The sequence below is a fragment of the Sphingomonas qilianensis genome (genome assembly GCF_039614825.1).
GTDB classification, from domain to species: domain Bacteria; phylum Pseudomonadota; class Alphaproteobacteria; order Sphingomonadales; family Sphingomonadaceae; genus Sphingomonas; species Sphingomonas qilianensis.
Genome location: NZ_JBDIMF010000005.1, coordinates 19,454 through 42,226 on the forward strand (window position 1 = coordinate 19,454; position 22,773 = coordinate 42,226).

Genomic DNA, 22,773 nt, shown 5'->3' on the forward strand with positions numbered 1-22,773 from the left:
AGGCGATATAGGGGGGCTTTCGCTTGCCGCAAGATTTGCCCGTCCCTAGAGTCGCTTGATCCCTCCCCCAGCGGAAGATTCCCACCTTGCGTCCCTTGCCCGTCTTTTTCCCCATGTTGGTGCCCGTGGTGCTGCTGGCCGCGTGCAGCCCGCCAGCCAAGCTCGATGCCGATCACGGCTATGTCCGGCTGGCGGCGGTGAAGGGCAATCCGGCGGCGGCCTATTTCACGCTGCATGGCGGCGCGACGGATGCGACCCTGATCAGCGTGGGCAGCACGGTGGCGATCCGCGCCGAGATGCACCAGACGATGCAGGCGGGATCGACCGCCAGCATGAAGCCGATCGGCCAAGTGAAGGTACCGGCGAAAGCGACGGTCACGTTCGCGCCTGGCGGCCGCCACGTGATGCTGTTCAACATGAATCCGGGGATCAAGCGTGGCTCGATCGTGCCATTGGTGTTTCAATTCTCCAACGGCGTGCGCTTCGAACGCAAAGCGCTGGCGATCGCCGCGGGCGACCCGCCGCCGGAAGATTGAACTCTCCGGCTCGCGTCCTGAGCCTCTCCCGCGAGAGGCGGGGGAGGGCTAAGAAGCGCCCATGACCGTCTCCCGCCCGCTTACATCCGCCGAAATCACGCTCGCCGCCGGCATTTTCGGCAGCGCGATCGATTATGCCCCGGTGCGCATCGTGCAGCAGAAATGGGCCTTCTTCCAACCGCGCGACACCGTGATGGCACCCCGCGGCAAGATCCATTTCCACCCGCACGGCACGCTCTATCGCGACGATTTCGCCGCCGCGCCGCTGGCGGACCAGGGGCTGTTCATCCACGAGATGACGCATATCTGGCAGCATCAGCGCGGCATCATCCTGCCGCTCAAGCGCCATCCGTTCTGCCGCTACGATTACGCCATCCGCCCCGGCCTGCCGCTCAACCGCTATGGCATCGAGCAGCAGGCCGAGATCGTCCGCCACACCTTCCTGCTGCGCTGTGGTTGTGCCGTCTCGGGCGCGCCCTCGCTCGAGCGGTACGAGAGCATCCTGCCGTTCGGGACGCGCCAGGACTGACCTGCCAACACGGACAATGTGCCCTCTCCCACCGCGAGCGGGCGCTTACAGTGCCGCCAGATCGATCTCGGCGAAACGGTCCACCACGGCATCCGCCGCTGGCATGGGATATTTCAGCCCCGTCGCGCAGTTGAACAGCACCGCGCTCTCGTCCGCTTCGACCCAGCCGAGCCGCAGCGCCTCGCGATACGCCGCCAGCGTTGCGCCGCCCTCGGGGCACAGCAGCAGGCCATCCTGCTTGGCGGCATCGTCCACTGCCTTGAGGATCGCCGGATCGCCCACCGCCATGGCCTTGCCGCCGCTCTCGCGCACCGCGCGCAGGATGAGGAAATCGCCCACTGCCTTGGGCACGCGGATGCCCGCCGCGACGGTCGCGGCATCCTCCCAGCGCTCGGCATGTTCCAGCCCCAAATCGAACGCGCGCACGATCGGCGCGCAACCGCTGGCCTGCACGGCGAACATGCGCGGTCGCTCGGGCCCAATCCAGCCAAGTGCTTCCAGCTCGTCGAACGCCTTCCACATGCCGATCAGCCCGGTGCCGCCGCCGGTCGGATAAAAGATCGTATCGGGCAATTTCCAGCCGAATTGCGCGGCCAGCTCCAGCCCCATCGTCTTCTTGCCCTCGATCCGATACGGCTCCTTCAACGTCGAGAAATCGAACCACAGGCCTTGTGCCGCGCCCTTGGCGACGATCGCGCCGCAATCGTCGATCAGCCCGTTGACGCGGTACACTCGCCCGCCCTGCAGCGCGATCTCGCGCACGTTGATCTCGGGCGTGTCGTCCGGGCAGAAGATGATCGTCTCGATCCCGCAGCGCGTGGCATAGGCGGCCAAAGCCGCGCCGGCATTGCCGTTGGTCGGCATGGCGATCTTGGTCACGCCCAAGGCCTTGGCCATCGCCACCGCCATCACCAGCCCGCGCGCCTTGAAGCTCCCCGTCGGCAAGCGCCCCTCGTCCTTGACCAGCACGTTGGCGCCGCCCGATTTGGTCAGCGGGATCAGCGGCGTCTCGATCTCGCCCAGGCTGACGATATCGCTGGTCTGCCGCACCGGGAGCAACTCACGCCAGCGCCACAGATCGGTCTCGCGCGCCTCCAGCATCGCCTTGGGCAGGGAAGCCTTGATCGCCGCCAGATCATAGCGGACGAGCAATGGCCGCCCGGCGCGCGACAGGCCGTGCAGCTGATCGGCCTCGTAGCGCTCGCCGGTCAGCGAACATTCGAGATGCGTGACGAAGGTCGGGCGATCGACGGTGATGTTGCTATTCATTCATACTCCGTCGCCCCGGACGTGTTCCGGGGTCCACTGCGCCGCGACCGAAACGGCTAAATGTCTTGCGGCCCGGTGGATGCCGGAACAAGTCCGGCATGACAGCTCGGCTTAGCCGGCAGCCTTCGCCACGCCCACCAGCGCCGGGCGCAGCAGGCGATCCTTGATCATGTAGCCCGGCTGCATTTCCTGCACGACGGTGCCGGGCTTCTCATCGCTCGCCAGTTCGAACATCGCCTGATGGCGGTTGGGGTCGAGCGTTTCGCCCATTACCGTCATCTTGATGATGCCGTGGCGCTGAAACACCGATTCCAGTTCGCGCCCGGTCGCGTCGAGACCGGCGACCAGCCCCTTCATCTTTTCGTCGGCGCGCAACTCGGCCGGGATCGCTTCCAGCCCACGCGCGAGATTGTCGGCAACCGACAGGAGATCGCGGGCAAAGGCCGTCGCGGCATAAGCGCGGGCATCGGCGGCTTCCTTCTCGGCGCGGCGGCGCACGTTCTGCTGCTCGGCATGCGCATAGAGCAACGCCGATTTGGCCTCTGCGAGCTGCGCCTCGAGTTCGCCGATGCGATCGTGCTCGGCCAGCTCAGGGGCTGCTTCGGCGGTTTCTTCGCGCAGGTCGAAGGCTTCGGTCTTGTCGGTGTCGTGCTCGGTCATGTCGGTCCTGAAATCCTAATTTGCTCAGCTGCGGCCCATCAGTCTGGCGAGCGTCGCGGCGGTGAAATCCACCATGGGCACGACGCGCGCATAGTTCAACCGCGTCGGCCCAATCACGCCGACCACGCCGACCACCCGACCGTCCAATCCGCGGAACGGCCGGGCGATCACTGACGAGCCCGATAGCGAGAATAATTTGTTTTCGGCGCCGATAAAGATGCGCGTCGAATCGCCCGCGCTGGCGCTGTCGAGCAAGTCGGCAATCTCCTGCTTGCCCTCCAGATCATCGAGCAGATCGGTGATCCGTTCGAGTTGCGCGGCATCGGCCGCATCAATGAGCCGCCCCTGCCCGCGCACGATCAGCACCGGGCGGCGATCGCCATCCTCGCTCCACACCGCCAAACCACGCTCGATCAGCACGCGCGACACCGCATCGAGCAGCGCGCGCTCCTCGCCGATCTCGCGCTCGATCTTGGCACGCGCTTGCTCCAGCGTGAGGCCGGAGAGGATCGCGGTCATGTAATTCCCCGCCTCGACCAGCGCGGCAGGGTTTACCCCCGCGGGCAGGTCGATCACGCGATTTTCCACCGTGCCATCCTCGCTGACCAACACGGCCAGTGCTTTGTCCGACGACAAAGGCACGAAGCTCATTTGGCGCAGCACCAGTTCGCGCTTGGGCACCATCACCAGCCCGGCACAGGCCGACAAGCCGGAGAGCGCCGCAGTGGTCGCCGCCAGCGCCGCTTCGACCGGCCCCGGCTGCGACACCTGCCGTTCGATCGTGGAACGCTCCTCGGCATTGGGCTCCAGCGCCTGCATCATGCCATCGACGAACAGGCGCAGGCCGGACTCGGTCGGCAGCCGCCCGGCGCTGGCATGTGGGCTGGCAATCAGCCCCAGTTCCTCCAGGTCCTGCATCACGTTGCGGATCGAGGCGGGGGAGAGATTGAGGCCGGAGAGTTGCGCGATGGTGCGTGATCCGGTCGGTGCGCCGGTATCGATATAACTTTCCACCACGACACGGAAAACGTCGCGCGCGCGGTCGTTCAGGTCACTGATCGGGGGGGCTGTCATATCGGGTATATGGGGGGTTTCGCGGACGGGCTCAACGCCTCCTTCTCCCCTCCCTGAAAGGGAGGGGTCGGGGGTGGGTAGCCGCCCGCGCCACGGCGGATTATGATCGCAGAGCCATGCAACGCACCCCGCCCGAACTCACTGCCAATGCCCGCGCGTTGCGCAATGCCGCCACCGAGGCAGAACGCAAACTATGGCTTCATCTGCGCACCCATCGGCCCCGGTTCACGCGCCAACTCGTCGTCGGGCATTTCATCGTCGATATTGCGTGCCGCTCGCTTCGTATCGCGATCGAGCTCGATGGCGGGCACCATGCCGAGCAGATTGAGCAGGATGCTGTTCGCACTGCGTATCTCAAGGCTGCCGGCTGGCATGTACTGCGATATTGGAACAACGATGTCATTGGCAATGTCGAGGGCGTCGTAGAGGGTATCCTTGAGGTTATGGCAGCGCGTGCCTCGACCCACCCCCGGCCCCTCCCTTCCAGGGAGGGGAGAAGTTACCTGACAATCAGGGGTGCTGATGCCGCTAACCGTAACTGATCTGGCAGTAGCCATCGCTATCCTTGCCGGATTACCGATAGCGGCCGTCGTCCTGAACCGCTGGAAACCACGAATGGGTTGGTTGTTCCTTGGAGCAATCATTGTGTTCGTGGTGCTGGGCAATGTCATCGAACAAGCGATGGCGTAATGTAGCAGGCCAGAGGGTGACACGCCACGCCCTGCTGGTTACGGCTCCTGCCACATCATTCCACGGAGAGTCCCCATGCGCCCATCCGGCCGCACCCCCGATCAAATGCGCAGCATCACGATCGAGCCACGCTTTACCAAACATGCCGAAGGCTCGGTGCTGATCGGCTTCGGCGATACCAAGGTGCTGGTCACCGCCAGCGTCGAGGAAAAGGTCCCGCCGTTCATGCGCGGCAAGGGCGAGGGCTGGGTCACGGCGGAATATGGCATGCTGCCGCGCGCCACCAACACACGCAACAATCGCGAGGCGGCCAAGGGCAAGCAATCGGGCCGCACGCAGGAAATCCAGCGGTTGATCGGACGCTCGCTTCGCGCCGTGACCGACATGAAACTGCTCGGCGAGCGCCAGATCGTGCTCGATTGCGATGTGATCCAGGCCGATGGCGGCACGCGCACCGCCTCGATTTCCGGCGCCTGGGTCGCGCTGCGGCTGGCCATCGACGGGCTGCTGGAAAGCGGCAAGCTCACCGCCGATCCGCTGACGCAGAAGGTCGCGGCGATCAGCTGCGGCATCTATCAAGGCACGCCGGTGCTCGATCTCGATTATGACGAGGATTCGACCGCCGACGCGGATGCCAATTTCGTGCTGCTCGAAAACGGCAACATCGCCGAGGCGCAGGCGACCGCGGAAGGCGCGACCTATGACGAGGAAGCTCTTTTGCGCTTGCTGCGTTTGGCCCGTATCGGCTGCGCGGATATCTTCGCGGCCCAGGCAAAGGCAGTGGCAAAATGAGCGGTGAAGGCGATGTCCCCCAGGCGATCCGCAAGCTGAAGCCCGGCACGCTGGTCATCGCCAGCCACAATCCGGGCAAGGTACGCGAGATCCGCGCCTTGCTCGGCGAATACGGCATAGAGCCGGTGTCCGCCGCCGAACTCGATCTGCCCGAGCCGGAAGAGACCGGCACCACCTTCGTCGCCAACGCCGAGTTGAAGGCGCTGCAGGCCGCCGACCTGTCGGGCTTCCCCGCCCTGGCCGACGATAGCGGGCTGTGCGTCGATGCCCTGAACGGCGATCCCGGCATCTTTTCCGCGCGCTGGGGCGGGCCGGAAAAGAACTTCGTGCTGGCGATGGAATCGGTCGAATCGAACCTCGCCGAACAGGGTCCGGATGCCAGCCGTGCCGCGCATTTCGTCTGCGCGCTAGCGCTGGCCTGGCCCGACGGCCATGTCGAATGGTTCGAAGGCCGTGTCGACGGCACATTGGTGTGGCCGCCGCGGGGCGATAACGGCTTCGGGTACGACGCGATGTTCGTCCGCGATGGCGACACGCAGACGTTCGGCGAGATCGATCCGGATCTCAAGCACGCGATCAGCCACCGCGCCGATGCGTTCCGGCAATTGGTCGCCGCGGTGCTCTAAGTGCGCCTCGATCCAACAAATGAAGGGGTTCGTGCGCAACGGGCTTGCGATGTTGGATTTCGCCTGAAATCGTCAGTGGGTTCTTTGAAATGGTATGCTCGTACGGCCTCGCGCGCCCGCGCACGCGTAGATCGTGCGACCTTTGCGACTTTCGGTGCGTCGGGCACACCGCCGCAACGGGCTCGGCTTGGCTATAGCGCTCCCGCCAGGGCAAGCACGACGCCGGCGCCGACCAACACCAGCCCAAGCCCCTCGCTCGCCCTCATCCGCTCGCCGAGATAGAAATGCCCGAACGCCATGGTAAAGGCGATCTCGACCTGGCCGACGATACGGACCAAGGCCACCGGCGCCGACGCGAAGGCGGTGAACCAGCACGCCGATCCCAGCGACGACATCAGCCCGACCTGCCCGGCGACGCGCCAGTTGGCAAACACCAGCGACACCTGATCACGCTCGCGCCACCACACATACCCGCCCTGCAACACCGTCTGCAGCGCCACCACGGCGGCAAGCGTGAGCAGCCCGGCGCGGACATGATCGTCGCCCGTGCCAAGCTCGAGCGCGGCGCGGCGCACCCCGATCGTGGTCAGCGCGAAGAAGAAGCCCGAGGCGATGCCGTAGATCGCCGCCTTCTGCCCCAGCGAGCGCAGCACCTCTCCCGCCCCCATGCGTTTGCCGCCGGTCGACAGGATCATCACGCCGACCACACCGCTGGCAATACCCGCCCACACCAGCGGCGCGAGATGGTCGCCCAATAGAAACACCGAGAGCAACGCGCTCTGCATCGCCTCGGTCTTGGAATAGGCCGTGCCGACGACGAAATTGCGCTCCTCGAACGCCATCAGCAGCAGATTGGTGGCGATGATCTGCGCCAGCCCGCCGGCGACCGCGAACAGGCCGAACCAGGCGGTAAAATGCGGCAACGCCTGCGGCGCGACGACGAACTGATACAGGCCGGCCAGCGCCACCGCGACGGGCAGGCCGTAGAGATAGCGCACCAGCCCCGCCGCATTGACCGACAGCGATTTGCCCACGCGCCGCTGCACCGCCGTGCGCCACGCCTGCAGCGCGCCGGCAAACAGCGTGGCGGGGAGCCAGATCGGCAGCCCGATCACACGCCTTCCAGCAACCGCTCCCGTGCAATCCGCTCTTTCCACACGAGCGGCGCCAGCTGGTGCACATTGGCGCCGCTCGAATCCACCGCCACCGTCACCGGGAAGTCGCTGACCTCGAACTCATAGATCGCTTCCATCCCGAGATCGGCAAAGCCGACCACTTTCGAGCCCTTGATCGCCCGCGCAACGAGATAGGCCGCGCCGCCCACCGCCATCAGATAAGCGCTCTTGGCCTCGGCGATCGCCTGCGTGGCATCGCCGCCACGCTCGGCCTTGCCGACCATCGCCAGCAGACCTTGGCCCAGCATCATGCGGGTGAATTTATCCATCCGCGTCGCCGTGGTCGGCCCAGCCGGCCCCACCACTTCCGCGCCGACCGGATCGACCGGCCCGACATAATAAATCACGCGCCCGGCGAAGTCGACCGGCAGCGGCTCACCCGCATCGAGCATATCCTTGATGCGCTTGTGCGCCGCGTCGCGCCCGGTGAGCATCTTGCCGTTGAGCAGCAAGCGGTCGCCGTGCTTCCACGTGGCCACGATCTCCGGCGTCAGCGTATCGAGATCGACACGGATCGCGGCCTTGTCCGGCGTCCAGTTGACGTCGGGCCATTCCTCCAGCTTGGGCGCCTCCAGATAGACAGGCCCCGAGCCATCGAGCGTGAAATGCGCGTGGCGCGTCGCGGCGCAATTGGGAATCATCGAGACAGGCTTGGACGCGGCATGCGTCGGCCAATCGAAGATCTTCACGTCGAGGATGGTCGACAGGCCGCCCAGCCCCTGCGCGCCGATGCCGAGCGCGTTGACCTTGTCGTAAATCTCGATGCGCAGCGCCTCGATATCGTCGCGGGGCCCGCGTTGCTTCAATTGCGCCATATCGATCGCGCCCATCAGCGATTCCTTGGCCAGCAGCATGCTCTTTTCCGCCGTGCCGCCGATGCCGATGCCCAGCATCCCCGGCGGGCACCACCCGGCACCCATTTGCGGAATCATCTCGAGCACCCAATCGACGATCGAGTCGCTCGGGTTCATCATCTTGAACTTCGACTTGTTCTCGCTGCCGCCGCCCTTGGCCGCGACATCGATCGACACGGTGTTGCCCGGCACCATCTCGACGTGCAGCACGCTCGGCGTATTGTCCTTGGTGTTGCGGCGGGTGAAGGCGGGATCGGCGAGGATCGAGGCGCGCAATTTGTTCTCGGGGTTGAGATAGGCGCGGCGCACGCCTTCATCGACGACCTCCTGCAGGCTGCGGCTGCCATCGGCGAAGCGGCAATCCTGCCCCCATTTCACGAACACCGTGACGATGCCGGTATCCTGGCAGATCGGGCGATGCCCCTCGGCGCACATCCGGCTGTTGGTCAGGATCTGCGCGATGGCGTCCTTGGCGGCGGGCGATTGCTCCGCTTCATAGGCCACGCCCAGCGCGCGGATATAATCCATCGGGTGATAGTAAGAGATGAACTGCAGCGCGTCGGCGACGCTTTCGATCAGATCGGCTTCGCGGATGATGGTCGTCATGGAGGATTACTCGAGCAGAAAAGGATAGCGCCCCTTAACCCGCTTTGCGCACAATCCAAATTGCCGGCCACATCGCAGACTACATCGCCGGCATCAGCGCGCCGGCGCGGGGCGCAGCTCGATCGTGCGGATGCGCCAGCGCTGCTGCGCCTTGGACGCCCCAACCCCCTCGGCGATGCGATGCACCGTCGCCTGGCCGATCAAATAGACCGGCTTGCCCGTGCGGTGGCGGGCATGGATCTGAACCGGCACCGTCACCCAACGCTGGCTCATCCCCGCCTCGATCTCGCCCGGCGCGCCGATAGTGGCGTGATATTCGCTATATTTATCAAAACTCGCCGCGAAGGCCGTGGCGGTCATCCGCGAATCCGCGCCGTCATGCCCCCACAATGCCCAGGCGGCAGCATATTTCCGTTCGCCGAGCAGCGCATAGTAGGTCTGCACGACATTGGCCGCACCCTGCGCGCTATGGGCTGTAAACGGCGCTTCGGACATGGGGGTGCGATCATCGGGCAGCCCCCCCGGCGTGCCCGGCGCGGGGGGATCGAGCGGCGCTTGCGGACCGGCCGGGCTGGGAGTGGGGCTGGGAGTGGGCCGCGCCGGGGGGAGCGGCGCGGCGATCGCCCGCGGCTGGCCGGCGGCATAAGTATCGATGCTGTTCTCCGCCGCTTCCGCCGCGGCGGCGATATCCACGCCCGGGGCGGTGGGCGACGCGGCGGGGCCGCAACCGGCAAGCAGCAGGGGCAAGGCGAGGAACAGACGCATTCGGCAAACCTTCGAATAGCAGGAGCGCTCAAACGCCGCCCCGCCCCGCCCGTTCCGCAGGCTAAAGCGGCGCAGCGCTGAAATCGGCGAAGCGCTCGTTACCGACAAAGCCCAAACGCGTCACCCCGGCGCGGCGGATCGTCGCCAGCACCTGATCGAAGCGTTCGTAGCGCAGCGCGGCATCGGCCTGGATCTGCAACCGGGCATTATCCTCCTGCATGAACGAGGCCAATCGCGCGGGCAACGCCGCCTCGGCGATCGGCGCGCCATCCCCGCCTGCGGCGGTGAGCATGATGCGGTGCGTCGTCGCGCTGCCATCGTCATAGACGCCGGGTTGCGGCAGATCGACCGGCACTTTGTGCGTCATAATCGGGATGGTCAGGATCATCATCACCAGCAGCACGAGCAGCACATCGATCAGCGGCGTGATGTTCATCGCCGAAAAGGGCGCGGCTTCCTCATAAACCGGGCGGAGCGGAAAGCGGGACGTCGTGGAACGGGCAGTCATGGCATGCTCCCTTCGCTGGCAGCGGATCGCTGCGGACGTGATGTTGTATCATCTATTTTAGAGCGTCAAGCGCGGCTGAAAGTCACGAAAGTCTCACGCTCACGCGCGCGCGCACCAATCCTCGTCCCGATCGCCGGGCGCGATGGCCGGCGCGAGATCGCGATCGGGCGCTGTGGGATGGTAATCGCGATACTCGATCGGCACCAACGGCGCCTCGCTATCGACCAGCCGATCGAGCGTGGCCGGGAAGGCCTCCGCAGCACGATCGACCACCGCGCCATTGGGGCGGGCGAGCATATTGGGCGCGCCGTTGCACAGCAGCCGGCTGAGCAGGAAGATCAGCAACTTGTCCGAAGGCGTGCGCGTCTCGCCGACCAGCTGACCGTTCTTCCACACCTCATGCACCGTGCCACGCGCAGCGCGCTCATACGCGATTGTGACGAGCCGGATCGTGGCGAGCTTCAGCGCCTGCTCCCACGCATCGGCGAACGCCGTCGCCTCGGGCCGCGCGCGCAGGCGATAGGCCGAGCGCGCGGAAATGCCCGCCTCGGTACAGGCGAGCGAGATCGATCCGGTCTCGGCCAACGCGGTGAGGAAGGTGCGCTGTCGCTCGGCGGTCCAGCCATCGCGGCGCGGCTGCAGCGCGACGGGCGTATAGCCGGGGAGATCGCGGGGATCGGCGCGTTGCAGGGCGTCGTCATCGAACATGATCGGCTCCTTTGGTGTGTTGGAGCCGAACCATTTAACCTTTTTGGTTCTTGTAGGACAGCGGGAATTCGGGGCGGGGCCACCACTCCCATTTTGCGAACGATGACACTGATGATATGCCTCCGACCATGACCCGCGAGAAAACCTGTTCGAGTCAGGCGACCCGTTGGCCGAAGCGGCGGCGGACGCGCACGCCGAAGCCGATGTCGCAGCAGGCAGACTGATCAGCCATGATGCGGTGAAGAAATGGTTGGCGTCGTGGGGCAGCGACAGGCCCTTGCCACGGCCCAATATCGGCGACTGATTTGAAGATCGTCTGGACCGACGATGCGTGGCGCATCTCAAGGCGATCGTTACGTACATCTCCATGTTCAATCCCGATGCCGCCAGCACGCTGGGCGAGCAATTGATCGCCGCGGCCGACAGCCTGATCGACTTCCCCACCGCGGACGCGATGCGGGCGACGGCAAGCGGGAGATGACCACCGTCTGGCCCTATATTCTGCGCTACCGTATCGAGGGCGACGCGGTGATCATCCTGCGCATCCGGCATGGCGCGCGGGATGTGCCCAGCTTCGCGCGGCTGTTAAAGGCCCAAATATGCATCAACTATCACGCAGCCTTCGCCGTCAGCTCCAGTCCGAGTGACTTCATCGCGCGGATCAGCGCGCCGATATCGGCGCCGGGCGACAGATCGAGCGCCGGGTGCCGCCCGCGCGCGCGCGCGATATTGTTGAGCGCCAGCGCGACCAGCTCCGGATCGCCTTCCTCGAACACCGCTTCGAGATAAGCGAGGATCATTTCTTCGCTGTCGAGGTGATCCGCCGGGTTCCACGGGGTCGTTTCAAGCATCATCGTCCGGCTCCCATGCCGCTACAAGCTTATGCGCCTGAGCAATATCGGCCCGTTGGCTGGTTTTGTCACCTCCGCACACGAGTAGCACCAGCTGCTCGCCGACCCGCGTGAAATAGAGCCGGTAGCCCGGGCCGTAATGGATCCTGAGTTCGCTCACGCCGCTGCCGACTGACTTGGCATCTCCGATGTGGCCGAGCGACAGACGATCGAGCCGGGCAACGATATGCGCCTTGGCACGCGTATCGCGCAGGCCAGCATACCAGCGAGCAAAAACTTGGGTCTGGCGGATTTGTAGCGGACGTATCACCCCCTCCCCTCCTACCGCCCCATATCGAGTCGGGCATGGGCAAAGCCCCTGCCGTCGGCCGGCGCTGTGGCGCCGCCGGCCGTGGGCGCCTCGAGGCGGGGATTAGCGCGCGCTAATCCCGCGCCCGGCGCTCATTCCGCCGCCACGCCAGCTTGCGAGAACATATCCCCGCCCGACATCGCTTCCTCGTTCGCCGCCGGCCCGGCCTTGGCCTTCTGGCGCTGGTCGAAACCGTCCCACACCTCGTTCCAATTGCCGCGCGTGGCCGCCTTGGAATATTCGGTGGCGCGCTGTTCGAAGAAGTTGGCGTGCTCGACGCCGTTGAGCATCGGAGCCAGCCAGGGCAGCGGATGTTCGTCGATCATGTAGATCGGCTTCAGGCCCAATTGGTTGAGCCGCCAATCGGCGATGTAGCGGATATATTTCTTGATCTCCTTGGGGGTCATGCCGTTGACCGGGCCCATTTCGAACGCGAGATCGATGAAATTATCCTCCAGATGCACAGTGTGCTGGCACATTTCGCGGATTTCGGACTGAACCGACTTGGTGAAGCACTGCCGCTCCGCGCAGAAGGCGTGGAACAGCTTGATGATGCCTTCGCAGTGCAGGCTCTCGTCGCGGATCGACCAGGTGACGATCTGCCCCATGCCCTTCATCTTGTTGAAGCGCGGGAAGTTCATCAGCATGGCGAAGCTGGCGAACAGCTGCAGCCCCTCGGTGAAGCCGCCGAACATGGCGAGCGTCTTGGCGATATCCTCGTCGCTGTCGACGCCGAACGTCTGCAGGTAATCGTGCTTGTCCTTCATCTCGCTATATTCGAGGAAGGCGCCATATTCGCTCTCCGGCATGCCGATCGTATCGAGCAGATGGCTGTAGGCGGCGATATGCACCGTCTCCATGTTGCTGAACGCGGCCAGCATCATCTTGATCTCGGTCGGCTTGAAGATGCGGCCGTATTTCTCGTGATAGCAATCCTGCACCTCGACATCGGCCTGGGTGAAGAAGCGGAAGATCTGCGTGAGCAGATTGCGCTCGTGATCGGAGAGCTTCTGCGCCCAATCGCGGCAATCCTCGCCCAACGGCACTTCCTCGGGCATCCAGTGGATCTGCTGCTGGCGCTTCCAGAAATCGAACGCCCAGGGGTATTCGAACGGCTTGTACTGCTTGCGGGCTTCGGTGAGGGACATCTGCGTTACTCCGGGGAACATTGAATAGAAAAAAGCAGGCGGGTCAGCCGGGCGCGCTCCACTGCCACATCGACGTGGCGGACATGGCGAGCACGACGCCCAGCGCCAAGGCCATGATCCCGACCATGCGGAAGACATAGACCTTGGCCGGGCCGGCGGGGCGCAGCAGCGCGAGCAGCATGTAGGCGCCGATCATGGCAAACACCGCCGCGACGCCATACATGATGAGGATCTGCCAGCTCATGCGACCAACCCGTCGCTCAAGCGTTCAGATGCCGCAACCGTAACGAAGGAGCTACCCAAATGGCCGATCTCAGCGCAATCAAAGAGCATATGGAAGTCATCGGCGCGGACGGCGTGCATGTCGGCACCGTCGATCATGTCGAGGGCGACCGCATCAAGCTGACCAAGAAGGATTCCGGATCGCAGATCGTCGAAGGCAAAGGCGGGCATGAAGGGCATCACCATTATATCTCGGGCGGCCTGGTCGCCGAGGTCGAAGGCAACAAGGTGCGGCTGAGCGCCAACGCCAACGTGGCGGTCGGGCTGGAAGAAGAGGCGTAAGCCCTTCCCGGACGACGGACGATGATCAACCCCGGTCCGCGCAGCGCGGGCCGGGGTTTTTCGTGTCACGAGGCGCGCCGCACCTGCCACCTCACTGACACGCCAGGCATTCGTCGTAATCGGTCGTCTCACCCAGCTCGAACTTGGGCGGATCGATCGTGTTGTCGGCTTCCACGCCGCCGGCAAAGCCGGCGCGCTGCACCGATTTCGAGCGCAGATAATACAGCGACTTGATGCCCAGCTCCCAGGCGCGGAAATGCAGCATCAGCAGATCCCATTTCTCGACATCGGCCGGGATGAACAGGTTCAGCGACTGCGACTGATCGATATAGGGCGTGCGATCCGCGGCGAGCTCGATCAGCCAGCGCTGGTCGATCTCGAAGCTGGTCTTGTAGCAATCCTTTTCCTCCTGGCTGAGGAAATCGAGATGCTGGACGCTGCCGCCCTTCTCCAGGATCGTGTTCCACACTGCATCGCTGTTCTTCGATTTCTCGTTGAGCAGCTTTTCCAGATACGGGTTCTTGATCGAGAACGAGCCGCTGAGCGTCTTGTGCGTATAGATATTGGCCGGGATCGGCTCGATGCACGCGCTGGTGCCGCCGCAGATGATGCTGATCGACGCGGTCGGCGCGATCGCCATCTTGCAGCTGAACCGCTCCATCGCGCCCATGTCCGCCGCATCCGGGCACGGGCCCCGCTCGACCGCGAGCTGCATCGACGCTTCGTCGACCTGGCCCTTGATGTGCTTGAACATGCGCAGGTTCCACGATTTGGCCATCGCGCCTTCGAACGCCAGGCCGCGCGCCTGCAGGAACGAATGGAAACCCATCACGCCGAGACCGACCGAGCGCTCGCGCGCCGCGCTGTACGCGGCGCGCTCCATGCCCGGTTCGGCGCGGTCGATAAAATCCTGCAGCACGTTATCGAGGAAGCGCATGACATCCTCGATAAAGCCCTTCTGGTCCTTCCACTGATCCCAGGTTTCCAGGTTCAAGGACGACAGGCAGCACACCGCAGTGCGATCATTGCCGAGATGATCCTGGCCGGTCGGCAGGGTGATCTCGCTGCACAGGTTGGAGGTCGAGACCTTGAGCCCCAGGTCGCGGTGATGCTTGGGCATCATGCGGTTCACCGTATCGGCAAACACGATATACGGCTCACCGGTGGCGAGGCGCGTCTCGACCAGTTTCTGGAACAGGCTGCGCGCATCGACGCGCGCGCGCTCCGACTGGTCCTTGGGGCTGCGCAGCACCCATTCCTCGCCGGCGCGCACCGCTTCCATGAAATCGTCGGTGAGCAGCACGCCGTGATGCAGATTGAGCGCCTTGCGGTTGAAATCGCCCGAGGCTTTGCGGATTTCGAGGAATTCCTCGATCTCGGGATGGGAGACATCGAGATACACCGCCGCCGAGCCACGCCGCAGCGAGCCCTGAGAAATCGCCAGCGTCAGCGAATCCATCACGCGGACGAACGGGATGATCCCGCTGGTCTTGCCGTTGAGGCCGACCGGCTCGCCGATGCCGCGCACGTTGCCCCAATAGGTGCCGATGCCGCCGCCGCGCGACGCGAGCCAGACATTCTCGTTCCAGGTGTCGACGATGCCGCCCAGGCTATCGGGCACCGAATTGAGGAAGCACGAGATCGGCAGGCCACGCCCGGTGCCGCCATTGGACAGGATCGGCGTGGCCGGCATGAACCACAATTGCGAGATCGCGTCATACAGACGCTGCGCATGCGCGCCATCATCGGCATAAGCCGAGGCGACGCGGACGAACAAATCCTGATAGCGCTCACCCGGCAGCAGATAGCGGTCGTTGAGCGTTTCCTTGCCGAAATCGGTGAGCAGCGCATCGCGCGCATGATCGACTTCGACCGGGTAGAGCTGCGCGCGCACTTCCTTGGAATCGCCGCGCGCCTCCAGCTTGCGCTGCGCGTTGCCATGTTCGCTCGTGTCGCTTTTAGCCCGCGTTACCGTCTCGGTCGCTTCCAGTGCATCGCTTGCCATCTCTACGCCCACTTCATGATCTCTGAAATCCATCGCCGCGCCCTCGCCCTCGTCAAAATAGCGGACCGCTGTTCCCAGTCCGTTCGAATCGGGGGAGATCCCCCATCTACCATTGCAAGGCGGCAGCAGGAGAACAAAATGCGACCATCGCGCCGATTGCGGCGCGCCCGGTGCCGGCCCTTGATATAAATATCATCACCGCGTTCTACCAGTCCTAGGGTTTGCCCCCAACCTCGACCCCCACAGATTGTGCCCAATCGCCGATCCGCGCAAGACCGTAATTGACCGCGCCAGGCCCGCAGCGTTCGTCGATCTGGCGGCGATGCCACGCGACGCGCGCTCAAAGCTGGCATTGCCGAAACGCAACCCCGCTTGGCACCGGGAGCAAATAATTTTGCGCGCTGACGCAGATTAATGAACGCCCTGGTAAGACGCTCCGGACGCCGCGCGACGGTGCCCGCAGGGGCGCCAGACACCCGCTTTCGTCGATCCTCATTGCCAGATCGCCTGCGGCTGTTATCCAGCAATCGCAATGATCACTCGCTTGTTCCTCCAATCGCACCGCGTCCCCGCGCTTTCTGCCGACGATAGTGCCGCGCTGGAGGCGGCGTCGTCGGGCACGGCCAGCTTTGCCGCGCGGCGCATCATGGTCCGCGAGCAGACTCCGCTCGACAAATGTACGCTGCTGCTGAGTGGCTTTGTCGAACGCTACAAGGACATGCCCGACGGGCGGCGCCAGATCCTGGCGATCCACGTGCCGGGCGATTTCGTCGATCTTCATTCCTATCCGCTCAAGCGGCTCGAACATTCGGTTGCCGCACTGACCCCGGTGACGGTGGCGAGCTTCCCGCATGATGCGGTCCGCGCGCTGACCGAACGGTCGGCCACGCTGACCGAGTTGCTGTGGCGCTCGACGCTGATCGACGCCGCGATCAACCGCGAATGGATCGTCTCGATCGGCTCGCGGGGCGCCGCGGTGCGGCTGGCGCATCTGTTCTGCGAGATGTTCATCCGGCTGGGGTGCGTTGGCATGACGCGCGATGCGGAATTCGATCTGCCCGTCACGCAGATCGATCTCGCCGATGCGTGCGGGCTGACCGCAGTGCACGCCAACCGCATGTTGCGCCAATTGCGCGAACGCGGGCTGGTCGAGTTCCGCCAGGGGCTGGTGCAGATCCTGGATTGGGATCGGTTGCGCGATTTCGCCGAATTCGATCCGGCCTATTTGTTTCTGACTTAAGGCGTCGCCCCCATCCTGCGCACGACGCGGGAAAACTGCCGCCAGCCCTGACCGATCCTCGGCAAATCAGGTAACCCCCTCCCCTAAGCCGCCCCGACACGGCCTGAGTATCGATAGCGTATGACCTTTAAACCACGACGCCGGCGTAGCGGCGCGGGGCTCATGGTGATGTTGCTTGCCGGGCTGACCGGCGGTGTACTGATCGATCGCGCACTACCCCGCACGGCCACGGCCACGCCAACGCCTGCTGCTGTGGCCGGCACACGCTTTGATCTGTGCTTTACCGGCGGGGGCACCAATTGCGTGGTTGATGGCGATACATTCTGGATGGCGGGGGAAAAGATCCGCATCGCGGATATCGACACGCCCGAAACGCATCCTTCGCGCTGCGCGCTGGAAGCGGATCTCGGGGGGCGTGCGACGCTTCGCTTGCAGCAACTGCTCAACGCCGGCCCGGTCACGCTGGCCGTCGCGGATCGCGATACCGATCGCTACGGGCGCAAGCTCCGCGTGGTAGAGCGCGCCGGGGCATCGTTGGGCGACATGCTGATCGCCGAAGGACTGGCGCGGCCCTGGACCGGGCGGCGCCAGCCATGGTGCGTATGATTACCTAGCAAAATCCTCCCTCGGCAAAGGCCGGGGAAGGTTGAAAGTTACGGCCGAAGCGCCGCATCATCGCCATCGGCGATCTCGGCATCATCGATATCGTCGTCCTCGAAATCCTCCTGGAGATCGTCTTCGTCGTCGTCGTCCTCGTCACTGTCGACGTCGTCAGTCTCCTCGCCGATCTCGTCACCGGCCATGTCCAGGTCGTCATCGTCGTCATCGTCGTCGGCGATGTCCGGTGCAACGTCGGTCAGGATTGTCCCGTCGGTCGGGCCATCGCGCGTAACTTCGAGGATCTCGGCGCGCTGGCTTTCGTCATAGCCCTCTTCCTCGAAACCGTCATCGCCCGTACCTTCGCCCGGGATCTGGTAGCCGCCCGTCATCATGTCGCTTCTCCGGTGTCTGCAGGGGTGCAGCGCTCTGAGTCTCGAACAACAATATGCCGCGCCGGTTCCGTGCGCGCACGATGAAAATGCGCTCAGGCGGGGCGGAACAGGCGCCCGCGCTCGGCGACAAAGACAATCGCCAACGCGATCAGTCCAGCGGTGAAGAAACCGAGATAGAGCGGGATCGTGGTGCCGTTGAACTGTTGCCCGATCAACGCGCCGATCAGCGCCCCCGACGTGACCGTGATAAACCCCTGCACGCTGGACGCGGTGCCGGCGATATGCCCCATATTGGCCATCGCCATCGCGCTGAAATTGGATGCGGCGAGCCCGAAACACGCCATCATCAGCGCCTGCAAGATCGTGAACGCCAACAGCGTCTCGAAGCCCAATAGCGTGACCGCCAGATGCGTGCCCGAGAGCAGGATGAGCCCGATCAGCGCCGAATGCGAAATAAGCCTTGTGCCGAGCCGCATCACGATGCGCGAATTGAGCAGGTTGGCGATCGCCATCGCGCCGGCAGTGGCAGCGAAGATCGGCACCAGCAGATCGGGGCGCTTGAAGATATCGAATACGATCTGCTGGATCGAATTGATGAAGCCATATAGCCCCCCCATCAACGCGGCAGAGGCGAGCGTATAGCCGATCGAATAACGATCGGTGACCGTCAACCGCCACCCGCCGACGAGCCGGCCGATCGAGAAAAGCTGGCGGTCCTCCGCGTGCAGCGTTTCGGGCATGCGCAGCCAGAACCACAGCAGGATCGCGGCACTGACCGCGGCGATGCCCCAGAAGATCATCCGCCAATTGCCGACCAGCAGCACCGCCTGGCCAAAGGTCGGCGCGATCACCGGTGCTGCCATGAACACGATGAAGGCGAGACTCATCACCCGCGCCATCGCGCGACCCGAATAGCAATCGCGCACCAGCGCCACGGTCACCACGCGCGACGCCGCGATTGCCGTGCCCGCCACGAACCGCGCGATCAGCAACAGCGCAAAGCTGCTCGAAAACGCCGCCACGACATTGGCCACGACATAAGCGGCAAGCGCAATGCCGAGGATCGGCTTGCGCCCGTAGCGATCGGCCAGCGGCCCATGGATCAGTTGCGCCACACCAAAACCGAGCAGAAACACGCTGATGACATATTGCCGTTCGTTCGCGCCGGTAATGCCGAGCGATTCGCCGATTGCCGGCAGCGCGGGGAGCATCGAATCGATGCCGAGCGCCGTCAGCGCCATCAGCCCGGCGATCAGCGCAACGAATTCGCGAAAGCCGAGCGGTGGGCTGTCCGCTGGACGGCCCTCAATGGCCGGCGCGGGGTTCGGGGTGGCGGTGGCGTCCATGCGCGCGCTATTCGCAGATGCAGCACCACGCGTCACCCCCGAAAGGTGCTCCGCCCCCGGAACGAATGGCGGTCTCCAGCCATTATTCGGGCTTCACCACCAGGAGAGAGACGATGAGCGTATTCGGCGCGATCAAGGATGCGATTTTCGGCAAGGACGAAGCTCCCGCGGCCCCCGCCCCTGCCCCCACGGCGGCCGCGAAGCCGGCGGCTGCGCCTGCTGCTGCTCCCGCCGCCCCGGCGCCCAAGCCCAGGCCAGCGCCGACGCGCGAGGCGATCGAAGCCGTGCTGGAGGATCGCGCCAAGGCGCGCGGCGAGGATCTCAACTACAAGACCTCGATCGTCGATTTGATGAAGGCGCTGGGCATGGATTCGAGCCTGGACAATCGCAAGAAGCTGGCCACCGAGCTCGGTTATACCGGCGACCAGAATGACAGCGCGACGATGAATATCTGGCTGCATGAAAAGACCATGGAGCGGCTGCTGCGCTGAACACAAACACTACTGTACTGTTGTCGTCACCCCAGCGCTGGCTGGGGGCTCATGCGGCTCTTGTCGCGCGCTTGTCGCTTGAGATCCCAGCCTGCGCTGGGATGACGCCGGCGGTTGCGCCCTGTTCGGATGGTGGCGCACACGATATGGCGCCATCATCCAACCGTAACGAGGCGTATCATGTCCGATTCCCCAGCCGCCCAGGTCCCGGCGCTTTCGCTCAACGATGAAGCGGCCGATCCCGCCGCTTTCGCCGCCGCCTTGGGCGGATCGTTCGAGCGCTTCGGCTTCGCGGTGGTCAGCGATCACGGCATTTCCGATGATCTGATCGACCGTGCCTGGGCCGAAACCAAGGCGCTCTTCGATCTGCCCGAAGACGAAAAGCGCTCCTATTACACACCAGCGGGCGGCGGGCAGCGCGGCTATACCCCGTTCAAGACCGAGATCGCCAAGGGCGCGAGCGCGGTGGATCTCAAGGAATTCTGGCATGTCGGGCGCGAGCTGCCCGCCGGCCACAAAAATGCCGACGTGATGCCACCCAACATCTGGCCGACGCGCCCCGCGGGCTTCCGCCCGGTGTTCGAGGAATTGTTCGCGGCCTTCGACACGGCCGGCGATCGCTTGCTCTCGGCCATCGCGCGGCATCTCGGGCTCGATGCGCAGTGGTTCGATCCGGCGGTGAAGGACGGCAATTCGATCCTGCGCCTGCTGCATTATCCCCCGATCCCCGCCGATGCCAAGGGCGTCCGCGCCGGCGCGCATGAGGATATCAACCTGATCACGCTGCTGCTCGGCGCCGAGGAAGCGGGGCTCGAACTGCTCGGCAGCGACGGTAAATGGCTGGCGATCAAGCCGCCGGCGGGCGCGATGGTGGTCAATGTCGGCGATATGCTGCAGCGGCTGACCAACCATGTCCTGCCCTCGACCACGCACCGCGTGGTCAATCCGCCGCCCGAGCGCCGCGGGCATTCGCGCTATTCGATGCCGTTCTTCCTGCACCCTGCGCCCGATTTCCTGATCGAAACGCTGCCGCAGACGATCACCGCGGGGAATCCGAACCGCTATCCGGCGCCGATCACCGCGCATGACTATCTGCATGAACGGCTGGTCGAAATCGGGCTGGTGAAGAAATAAGCCGCTTGTCGTCACCCCGGGCTTGTTCCGGGGTCCACTCCTCCGCTAGCGCAAGCGCTCGTTAAATGGTGGATCCCGGAACACGTCCGGGGTGACGGGGGAATATATGATCAAACCACTCCGCATCGCGCTGGCCGGGCTGGGCACCGTCGGCGGTGGCGTCGTGCGCTTGCTCGATCAGAACAGCGCATTGATCGCGCGCCGCGCGGGTCGCCCGATCGAGATCGTCGCCGTCTCGGCGCGCGATCGCAGCAAGGATCGTGGCGTCGATCTGTCGCGCTTCGCCTGGATCGACGATACCACGGCGCTCGCCACGCATCCCGACGCCGACGTGGTGGTCGAGCTGATCGGCGGATCGGATGGCCCGGCGCTGACGCTGGCGCGCGCCACGCTCGGCGCCGGCAAGGGCTTCGTCACCGCCAACAAGGCGATGATCGCGCATCACGGCCTGGAGCTCGCGCGCGCTGCCGAACAGGCCAATACCGCGCTGAAATTCGAGGCCGCGGTGGCCGGCGGCATTCCGGTGATCAAGGGCCTGCGCGAAGGCATGGCGGCGAACGAGATCGCGCGCGTGTACGGCATCCTCAACGGCACGTGCAATTTCATCCTCTCCAAGATGGAAGCGCCAAGAGAACAAGGGGGGGGCCGCGATTTCGCCGATGTGCTGGCCGAGGCGCAGGCGCTGGGCTTTGCCGAGAGCGACCCCACGTTCGATATCGATGGCGTCGATGCCGCGCATAAATTGGCCATCCTGGCGAGCATCGCGTTCGGCACGCAGCCCGCATTCGGCACCGTGGCGGCGAGCGGCATCCGCCACGTCATTGCCGCCGACATCGCCGAGGCGGCGGCGCTGGGCTATCGTATCCGTCTGCTCGGGCTGGCCGAGGACGGCCCGTACGGGCTGTTCCAGCGCGTCCATCCACATCTCGTGCCCATCAGCCACCCGCTGGCGCATGTCACCGGCGCGACCAACGCCGTGGTGGCGGAGGGCAATTTCGTCGGCCGGCTGCTGTTCCAGGGCGCGGGCGCGGGCGACGGGCCGACGGCGAGCGCGGTGGTCGCCGATCTGATCGATATCGCGCGCGGCGAATATGGCCCGGCCTTCGCCATGCCCGCCGAGGCGCTGGCCCAGCACCAGGCGGCGGATCCCGGCGAGCGCCGCGGGCGCGCTTATGTGCGCTTCATGGTCGAGGACCGGGTCGGCGTGCTGGCCGAGATCGCCGCGGCGATGCGCGATGCCGGCGTGTCGATCGAAAGCCTGATCCAGCGTGGCTCGGGCGGCGAGGACGGCAGCGTGCTGGTGGCGATCGTCACGCACGAAGGCCCCGAGCGCGCGGTGGCGCAGGCGCTGGAGCGGCTACGCGGCTCGCAGAGCCTGATCGGCCAGCCGATGTGGATGCATATTCTAGGGTAAGATCCGCCCCGTCGGTTGCGCGTCGAGCTGGATCGGCACGCGCCCGCTCTTGTCCGGCTTCTTGGCGAACGCCCGCTTGGCGATATCGACCGCCCCCATCACGATCGGCACGATCGGCGGGCCGAAGCCGACCTGGCAGCCGCCCATCCGCGTCGCGCACGGCGCGCCTTCAGCTTCCAGCGCACCACGACCGGTCAGTTCGCGGTTGGACGGCGTCGGCCCGTCGGGCACGACCTCGTCCGGATAGGGCAGTTTTTGCGATGGCAGCGGCCGTGCGCACACGATCACGTCTTTCTGCTTGGCGGCATCCTGCGCGTCGGGCCTGGCCTCGGCGCGCAGTACGCACGGCTCGTTCGGCACCGCTTCCAGGATCGACCAGGATTGCGCCTCGGGCTTGGTGGATACGATGGTCGCGGCTTGCGCCGCCAGCAACAGCAGGATCATGGG

29 protein-coding genes and 1 pseudogene are annotated in these 22,773 nt (G+C 64.9%); 14 read left to right on the forward strand and 16 right to left on the reverse strand.

Annotated elements, in window-relative coordinates:
• Nucleotides 1-86: 86 nt before the first annotated feature.
• Together ABC969_RS11780 and ABC969_RS11785 are read left to right on the forward strand one after the other, a co-directional pair.
• The gene (locus ABC969_RS11780) at nucleotides 87-536 is read left to right on the forward strand and encodes a copper chaperone PCu(A)C (RefSeq protein ID WP_345865193.1); all 450 of its coding nucleotides are present in this window, start codon (nucleotides 87-89) and stop codon (nucleotides 534-536) included.
• A gap of 61 nt (nucleotides 537-597) precedes the next feature.
• The gene (locus ABC969_RS11785; RefSeq protein WP_345865195.1) at nucleotides 598-1,065 is read left to right on the forward strand and encodes a vgr related protein; all 468 of its coding nucleotides are present in this window, start codon (nucleotides 598-600) and stop codon (nucleotides 1,063-1,065) included.
• Nucleotides 1,066-1,110: 45 nt separating this feature from the next.
• Here the strand turns inward: ABC969_RS11785 and ABC969_RS11790 are convergent, their stop codons facing one another.
• The 3 genes from ABC969_RS11790 to hrcA form a co-directional block, all read right to left on the reverse strand.
• Nucleotides 1,111-2,334, reverse strand: coding sequence for a threonine synthase (locus ABC969_RS11790; protein ID WP_345865197.1), 1,224 nt, complete (start codon nucleotides 2,332-2,334; stop codon nucleotides 1,111-1,113).
• Nucleotides 2,335-2,445: 111 nt separating this feature from the next.
• On the reverse strand, nucleotides 2,446-2,994 hold the full coding sequence (locus tag ABC969_RS11795) for a nucleotide exchange factor GrpE (RefSeq protein WP_345865199.1): 549 nt from the start codon (nucleotides 2,992-2,994) through the stop codon (nucleotides 2,446-2,448).
• A gap of 24 nt (nucleotides 2,995-3,018) precedes the next feature.
• Nucleotides 3,019-4,068: a heat-inducible transcriptional repressor HrcA gene (hrcA, locus tag ABC969_RS11800; protein WP_345865201.1), complete on the reverse strand. Its 1,050-nt coding sequence runs from the start codon at nucleotides 4,066-4,068 to the stop codon at nucleotides 3,019-3,021.
• Nucleotides 4,069-4,184: 116 nt separating this feature from the next.
• Between hrcA and ABC969_RS11805 the strand changes: the two genes are divergently transcribed.
• The 4 genes from ABC969_RS11805 to rdgB all read left to right on the forward strand — a co-directional run bounded on the left by ABC969_RS11805 (nucleotide 4,185) and on the right by rdgB (nucleotide 6,176).
• The gene (locus ABC969_RS11805) at nucleotides 4,185-4,610 is read left to right on the forward strand and encodes an endonuclease domain-containing protein (protein WP_345865202.1); all 426 of its coding nucleotides are present in this window, start codon (nucleotides 4,185-4,187) and stop codon (nucleotides 4,608-4,610) included.
• Nucleotides 4,591-4,758, forward strand: a complete 168-nt coding sequence (locus ABC969_RS11810; RefSeq protein ID WP_345865203.1) for a hypothetical protein — start codon at nucleotides 4,591-4,593, stop codon at nucleotides 4,756-4,758. Before ABC969_RS11805 ends, ABC969_RS11810 begins: the two co-directional genes overlap by 20 nt.
• 75 nt (nucleotides 4,759-4,833) lie before the next feature.
• Complete coding sequence (gene rph / locus ABC969_RS11815; protein WP_345865205.1) at nucleotides 4,834-5,550, forward strand: ribonuclease PH; 717 nt, start codon at nucleotides 4,834-4,836, stop codon at nucleotides 5,548-5,550.
• On the forward strand, nucleotides 5,547-6,176 hold the full coding sequence (rdgB, locus tag ABC969_RS11820; protein WP_345865207.1) for an RdgB/HAM1 family non-canonical purine NTP pyrophosphatase: 630 nt from the start codon (nucleotides 5,547-5,549) through the stop codon (nucleotides 6,174-6,176). The genes rph and rdgB overlap by 4 nt, the downstream gene beginning before the upstream one ends.
• A gap of 191 nt (nucleotides 6,177-6,367) precedes the next feature.
• Here the strand turns inward: rdgB and ABC969_RS11825 are convergent, their stop codons facing one another.
• From ABC969_RS11825 to ABC969_RS11845, 5 genes are all read right to left on the reverse strand, one after another.
• Nucleotides 6,368-7,291: a DMT family transporter gene (locus ABC969_RS11825; RefSeq protein ID WP_345865208.1), complete on the reverse strand. Its 924-nt coding sequence runs from the start codon at nucleotides 7,289-7,291 to the stop codon at nucleotides 6,368-6,370.
• Nucleotides 7,288-8,811: a fumarate hydratase gene (locus tag ABC969_RS11830; RefSeq protein WP_345865209.1), complete on the reverse strand. Its 1,524-nt coding sequence runs from the start codon at nucleotides 8,809-8,811 to the stop codon at nucleotides 7,288-7,290. Before ABC969_RS11830 ends, ABC969_RS11825 begins: the two co-directional genes overlap by 4 nt.
• Nucleotides 8,812-8,904: 93 nt before the next feature.
• Nucleotides 8,905-9,576, reverse strand: a complete 672-nt coding sequence (locus ABC969_RS11835) for a hypothetical protein (RefSeq protein ID WP_345865210.1) — start codon at nucleotides 9,574-9,576, stop codon at nucleotides 8,905-8,907.
• 61 nt (nucleotides 9,577-9,637) lie between these two features.
• Entirely contained in the window at nucleotides 9,638-10,084 is a 447-nt protein-coding gene (locus ABC969_RS11840; RefSeq protein WP_345865211.1) for an ExbD/TolR family protein, read from the reverse strand.
• A 99-nt stretch (nucleotides 10,085-10,183) separates the two neighbouring features.
• Complete coding sequence (locus tag ABC969_RS11845; protein ID WP_345865212.1) at nucleotides 10,184-10,792, reverse strand: hypothetical protein; 609 nt, start codon at nucleotides 10,790-10,792, stop codon at nucleotides 10,184-10,186.
• Nucleotides 10,793-10,958: 166 nt separating this feature from the next.
• Here ABC969_RS11845 and ABC969_RS11850 point away from each other — a divergent pair, with 166 nt between their 5' ends.
• Together ABC969_RS11850 and ABC969_RS11855 are read left to right on the forward strand one after the other, a co-directional pair.
• Nucleotides 10,959-11,096 carry a CopG family transcriptional regulator gene (locus tag ABC969_RS11850; protein WP_345865213.1) on the forward strand — a complete coding sequence of 46 codons (138 nt, stop codon included), beginning with the start codon at nucleotides 10,959-10,961 and terminating at the stop codon, nucleotides 11,094-11,096.
• A 23-nt stretch (nucleotides 11,097-11,119) separates the two neighbouring features.
• Nucleotides 11,120-11,296, forward strand: a pseudogene (locus ABC969_RS11855) (hypothetical protein); the annotation flags it as partial.
• 107 nt (nucleotides 11,297-11,403) lie between these two features.
• Here the strand turns inward: ABC969_RS11855 and ABC969_RS11860 are convergent.
• The 4 genes from ABC969_RS11860 to ABC969_RS11875 all read right to left on the reverse strand — a co-directional run bounded on the left by ABC969_RS11860 (nucleotide 11,404) and on the right by ABC969_RS11875 (nucleotide 13,384).
• Nucleotides 11,404-11,646, reverse strand: coding sequence for a helix-turn-helix domain-containing transcriptional regulator (locus tag ABC969_RS11860; protein ID WP_345865214.1), 243 nt, complete (start codon nucleotides 11,644-11,646; stop codon nucleotides 11,404-11,406).
• Nucleotides 11,636-11,953: a type II toxin-antitoxin system RelE/ParE family toxin gene (locus ABC969_RS11865; protein WP_345865215.1), complete on the reverse strand. Its 318-nt coding sequence runs from the start codon at nucleotides 11,951-11,953 to the stop codon at nucleotides 11,636-11,638. Before ABC969_RS11865 ends, ABC969_RS11860 begins: the two co-directional genes overlap by 11 nt.
• A gap of 131 nt (nucleotides 11,954-12,084) precedes the next feature.
• The gene (locus ABC969_RS11870) at nucleotides 12,085-13,140 is read right to left on the reverse strand and encodes a ribonucleotide-diphosphate reductase subunit beta (protein WP_345865216.1); all 1,056 of its coding nucleotides are present in this window, start codon (nucleotides 13,138-13,140) and stop codon (nucleotides 12,085-12,087) included.
• A 43-nt stretch (nucleotides 13,141-13,183) separates the two neighbouring features.
• Complete coding sequence (locus ABC969_RS11875; RefSeq protein ID WP_345865217.1) at nucleotides 13,184-13,384, reverse strand: hypothetical protein; 201 nt, start codon at nucleotides 13,382-13,384, stop codon at nucleotides 13,184-13,186.
• Between the two features lie 59 nt (nucleotides 13,385-13,443).
• Between ABC969_RS11875 and ABC969_RS11880 the strand changes: the two genes are divergently transcribed.
• Nucleotides 13,444-13,704, forward strand: a complete 261-nt coding sequence (locus ABC969_RS11880; RefSeq protein WP_345865218.1) for a DUF2171 domain-containing protein — start codon at nucleotides 13,444-13,446, stop codon at nucleotides 13,702-13,704.
• A gap of 91 nt (nucleotides 13,705-13,795) precedes the next feature.
• On the opposite strand, the gene ABC969_RS11885 is transcribed toward ABC969_RS11880, so the two are convergent.
• Entirely contained in the window at nucleotides 13,796-15,742 is a 1,947-nt protein-coding gene (locus ABC969_RS11885) for a ribonucleoside-diphosphate reductase subunit alpha (protein WP_345865219.1), read from the reverse strand.
• Between the two features lie 499 nt (nucleotides 15,743-16,241).
• Here ABC969_RS11885 and ABC969_RS11890 point away from each other — a divergent pair, with 499 nt between their 5' ends.
• Entirely contained in the window at nucleotides 16,242-16,949 is a 708-nt protein-coding gene (locus tag ABC969_RS11890; RefSeq protein ID WP_345865220.1) for a Crp/Fnr family transcriptional regulator, read from the forward strand.
• 162 nt (nucleotides 16,950-17,111) lie between these two features.
• A complete protein-coding gene (locus ABC969_RS11895; RefSeq protein ID WP_345865221.1) occupies nucleotides 17,112-17,555 on the forward strand; it encodes a thermonuclease family protein in 444 nt (147 codons plus the stop codon).
• 47 nt (nucleotides 17,556-17,602) lie between these two features.
• Here ABC969_RS11895 and ABC969_RS11900 read toward each other — a convergent pair whose 3' ends face one another.
• Both ABC969_RS11900 and ABC969_RS11905 read right to left on the reverse strand, forming a co-directional pair.
• The gene (locus ABC969_RS11900; RefSeq protein WP_345865222.1) at nucleotides 17,603-17,941 is read right to left on the reverse strand and encodes a DNA primase; all 339 of its coding nucleotides are present in this window, start codon (nucleotides 17,939-17,941) and stop codon (nucleotides 17,603-17,605) included.
• 92 nt (nucleotides 17,942-18,033) lie between these two features.
• A complete protein-coding gene (locus ABC969_RS11905) occupies nucleotides 18,034-19,287 on the reverse strand; it encodes a multidrug effflux MFS transporter (RefSeq protein WP_345865223.1) in 1,254 nt (417 codons plus the stop codon).
• A 113-nt stretch (nucleotides 19,288-19,400) separates the two neighbouring features.
• Here ABC969_RS11905 and ABC969_RS11910 point away from each other — a divergent pair, with 113 nt between their 5' ends.
• The 3 genes from ABC969_RS11910 (at nucleotide 19,401) to ABC969_RS11920 (ending at nucleotide 22,326) form a co-directional block, all read left to right on the forward strand.
• Entirely contained in the window at nucleotides 19,401-19,778 is a 378-nt protein-coding gene (locus ABC969_RS11910; RefSeq protein WP_345865224.1) for a DUF3597 domain-containing protein, read from the forward strand.
• 180 nt (nucleotides 19,779-19,958) lie between these two features.
• Nucleotides 19,959-20,912 carry an isopenicillin N synthase family dioxygenase gene (locus tag ABC969_RS11915; protein WP_345865225.1) on the forward strand — a complete coding sequence of 318 codons (954 nt, stop codon included), beginning with the start codon at nucleotides 19,959-19,961 and terminating at the stop codon, nucleotides 20,910-20,912.
• A 106-nt stretch (nucleotides 20,913-21,018) separates the two neighbouring features.
• Entirely contained in the window at nucleotides 21,019-22,326 is a 1,308-nt protein-coding gene (locus ABC969_RS11920) for a homoserine dehydrogenase (RefSeq protein ID WP_345865226.1), read from the forward strand.
• On the opposite strand, the gene ABC969_RS11925 is transcribed toward ABC969_RS11920, so the two are convergent.
• Nucleotides 22,318-22,770 carry a hypothetical protein gene (locus ABC969_RS11925; RefSeq protein ID WP_345865227.1) on the reverse strand — a complete coding sequence of 151 codons (453 nt, stop codon included), beginning with the start codon at nucleotides 22,768-22,770 and terminating at the stop codon, nucleotides 22,318-22,320. The genes ABC969_RS11920 and ABC969_RS11925 overlap by 9 nt on opposite strands.
• Nucleotides 22,771-22,773 lie beyond the last annotated feature (3 nt).

Bases quoted from the DNA above. Each gene is read 5' to 3' on its own strand.
- ABC969_RS11870 (WP_345865216.1), bottom strand. From the start codon at position 13,140: ATGTCCCTCACCGAAGCCCGCAAGCAGTACAAGCCGTTCGAATACCCC.
- ABC969_RS11810 (WP_345865203.1), top strand. From the start codon at position 4,591: ATGCCGCTAACCGTAACTGATCTGGCAGTAGCCATCGCTATCCTTGCC.
- ABC969_RS11880 (WP_345865218.1), top strand. From the start codon at position 13,444: ATGGCCGATCTCAGCGCAATCAAAGAGCATATGGAAGTCATCGGCGCG.
- ABC969_RS11805 (WP_345865202.1), top strand. From the start codon at position 4,185: ATGCAACGCACCCCGCCCGAACTCACTGCCAATGCCCGCGCGTTGCGC.
- hrcA (WP_345865201.1), bottom strand. From the start codon at position 4,068: ATGACAGCCCCCCCGATCAGTGACCTGAACGACCGCGCGCGCGACGTT.
- ABC969_RS11840 (WP_345865211.1), bottom strand. From the start codon at position 10,084: ATGACTGCCCGTTCCACGACGTCCCGCTTTCCGCTCCGCCCGGTTTAT.
- ABC969_RS11790 (WP_345865197.1), bottom strand. From the start codon at position 2,334: ATGAATAGCAACATCACCGTCGATCGCCCGACCTTCGTCACGCATCTC.
- ABC969_RS11795 (WP_345865199.1), bottom strand. From the start codon at position 2,994: ATGACCGAGCACGACACCGACAAGACCGAAGCCTTCGACCTGCGCGAA.
- ABC969_RS11860 (WP_345865214.1), bottom strand. From the start codon at position 11,646: ATGATGCTTGAAACGACCCCGTGGAACCCGGCGGATCACCTCGACAGC.
- rph (WP_345865205.1), top strand. From the start codon at position 4,834: ATGCGCCCATCCGGCCGCACCCCCGATCAAATGCGCAGCATCACGATC.
- rdgB (WP_345865207.1), top strand. From the start codon at position 5,547: ATGAGCGGTGAAGGCGATGTCCCCCAGGCGATCCGCAAGCTGAAGCCC.
- ABC969_RS11885 (WP_345865219.1), bottom strand. From the start codon at position 15,742: ATGGATTTCAGAGATCATGAAGTGGGCGTAGAGATGGCAAGCGATGCA.
- ABC969_RS11835 (WP_345865210.1), bottom strand. From the start codon at position 9,576: ATGCGTCTGTTCCTCGCCTTGCCCCTGCTGCTTGCCGGTTGCGGCCCC.
- ABC969_RS11905 (WP_345865223.1), bottom strand. From the start codon at position 19,287: ATGGACGCCACCGCCACCCCGAACCCCGCGCCGGCCATTGAGGGCCGT.
- ABC969_RS11875 (WP_345865217.1), bottom strand. From the start codon at position 13,384: ATGAGCTGGCAGATCCTCATCATGTATGGCGTCGCGGCGGTGTTTGCC.
- ABC969_RS11915 (WP_345865225.1), top strand. From the start codon at position 19,959: ATGTCCGATTCCCCAGCCGCCCAGGTCCCGGCGCTTTCGCTCAACGAT.
- ABC969_RS11925 (WP_345865227.1), bottom strand. From the start codon at position 22,770: ATGATCCTGCTGTTGCTGGCGGCGCAAGCCGCGACCATCGTATCCACC.
- ABC969_RS11785 (WP_345865195.1), top strand. From the start codon at position 598: ATGACCGTCTCCCGCCCGCTTACATCCGCCGAAATCACGCTCGCCGCC.
- ABC969_RS11900 (WP_345865222.1), bottom strand. From the start codon at position 17,941: ATGATGACGGGCGGCTACCAGATCCCGGGCGAAGGTACGGGCGATGAC.
- ABC969_RS11890 (WP_345865220.1), top strand. From the start codon at position 16,242: ATGATCACTCGCTTGTTCCTCCAATCGCACCGCGTCCCCGCGCTTTCT.
- ABC969_RS11845 (WP_345865212.1), bottom strand. From the start codon at position 10,792: ATGTTCGATGACGACGCCCTGCAACGCGCCGATCCCCGCGATCTCCCC.
- ABC969_RS11895 (WP_345865221.1), top strand. From the start codon at position 17,112: ATGGTGATGTTGCTTGCCGGGCTGACCGGCGGTGTACTGATCGATCGC.
- ABC969_RS11830 (WP_345865209.1), bottom strand. From the start codon at position 8,811: ATGACGACCATCATCCGCGAAGCCGATCTGATCGAAAGCGTCGCCGAC.
- ABC969_RS11910 (WP_345865224.1), top strand. From the start codon at position 19,401: ATGAGCGTATTCGGCGCGATCAAGGATGCGATTTTCGGCAAGGACGAA.
- ABC969_RS11920 (WP_345865226.1), top strand. From the start codon at position 21,019: ATGATCAAACCACTCCGCATCGCGCTGGCCGGGCTGGGCACCGTCGGC.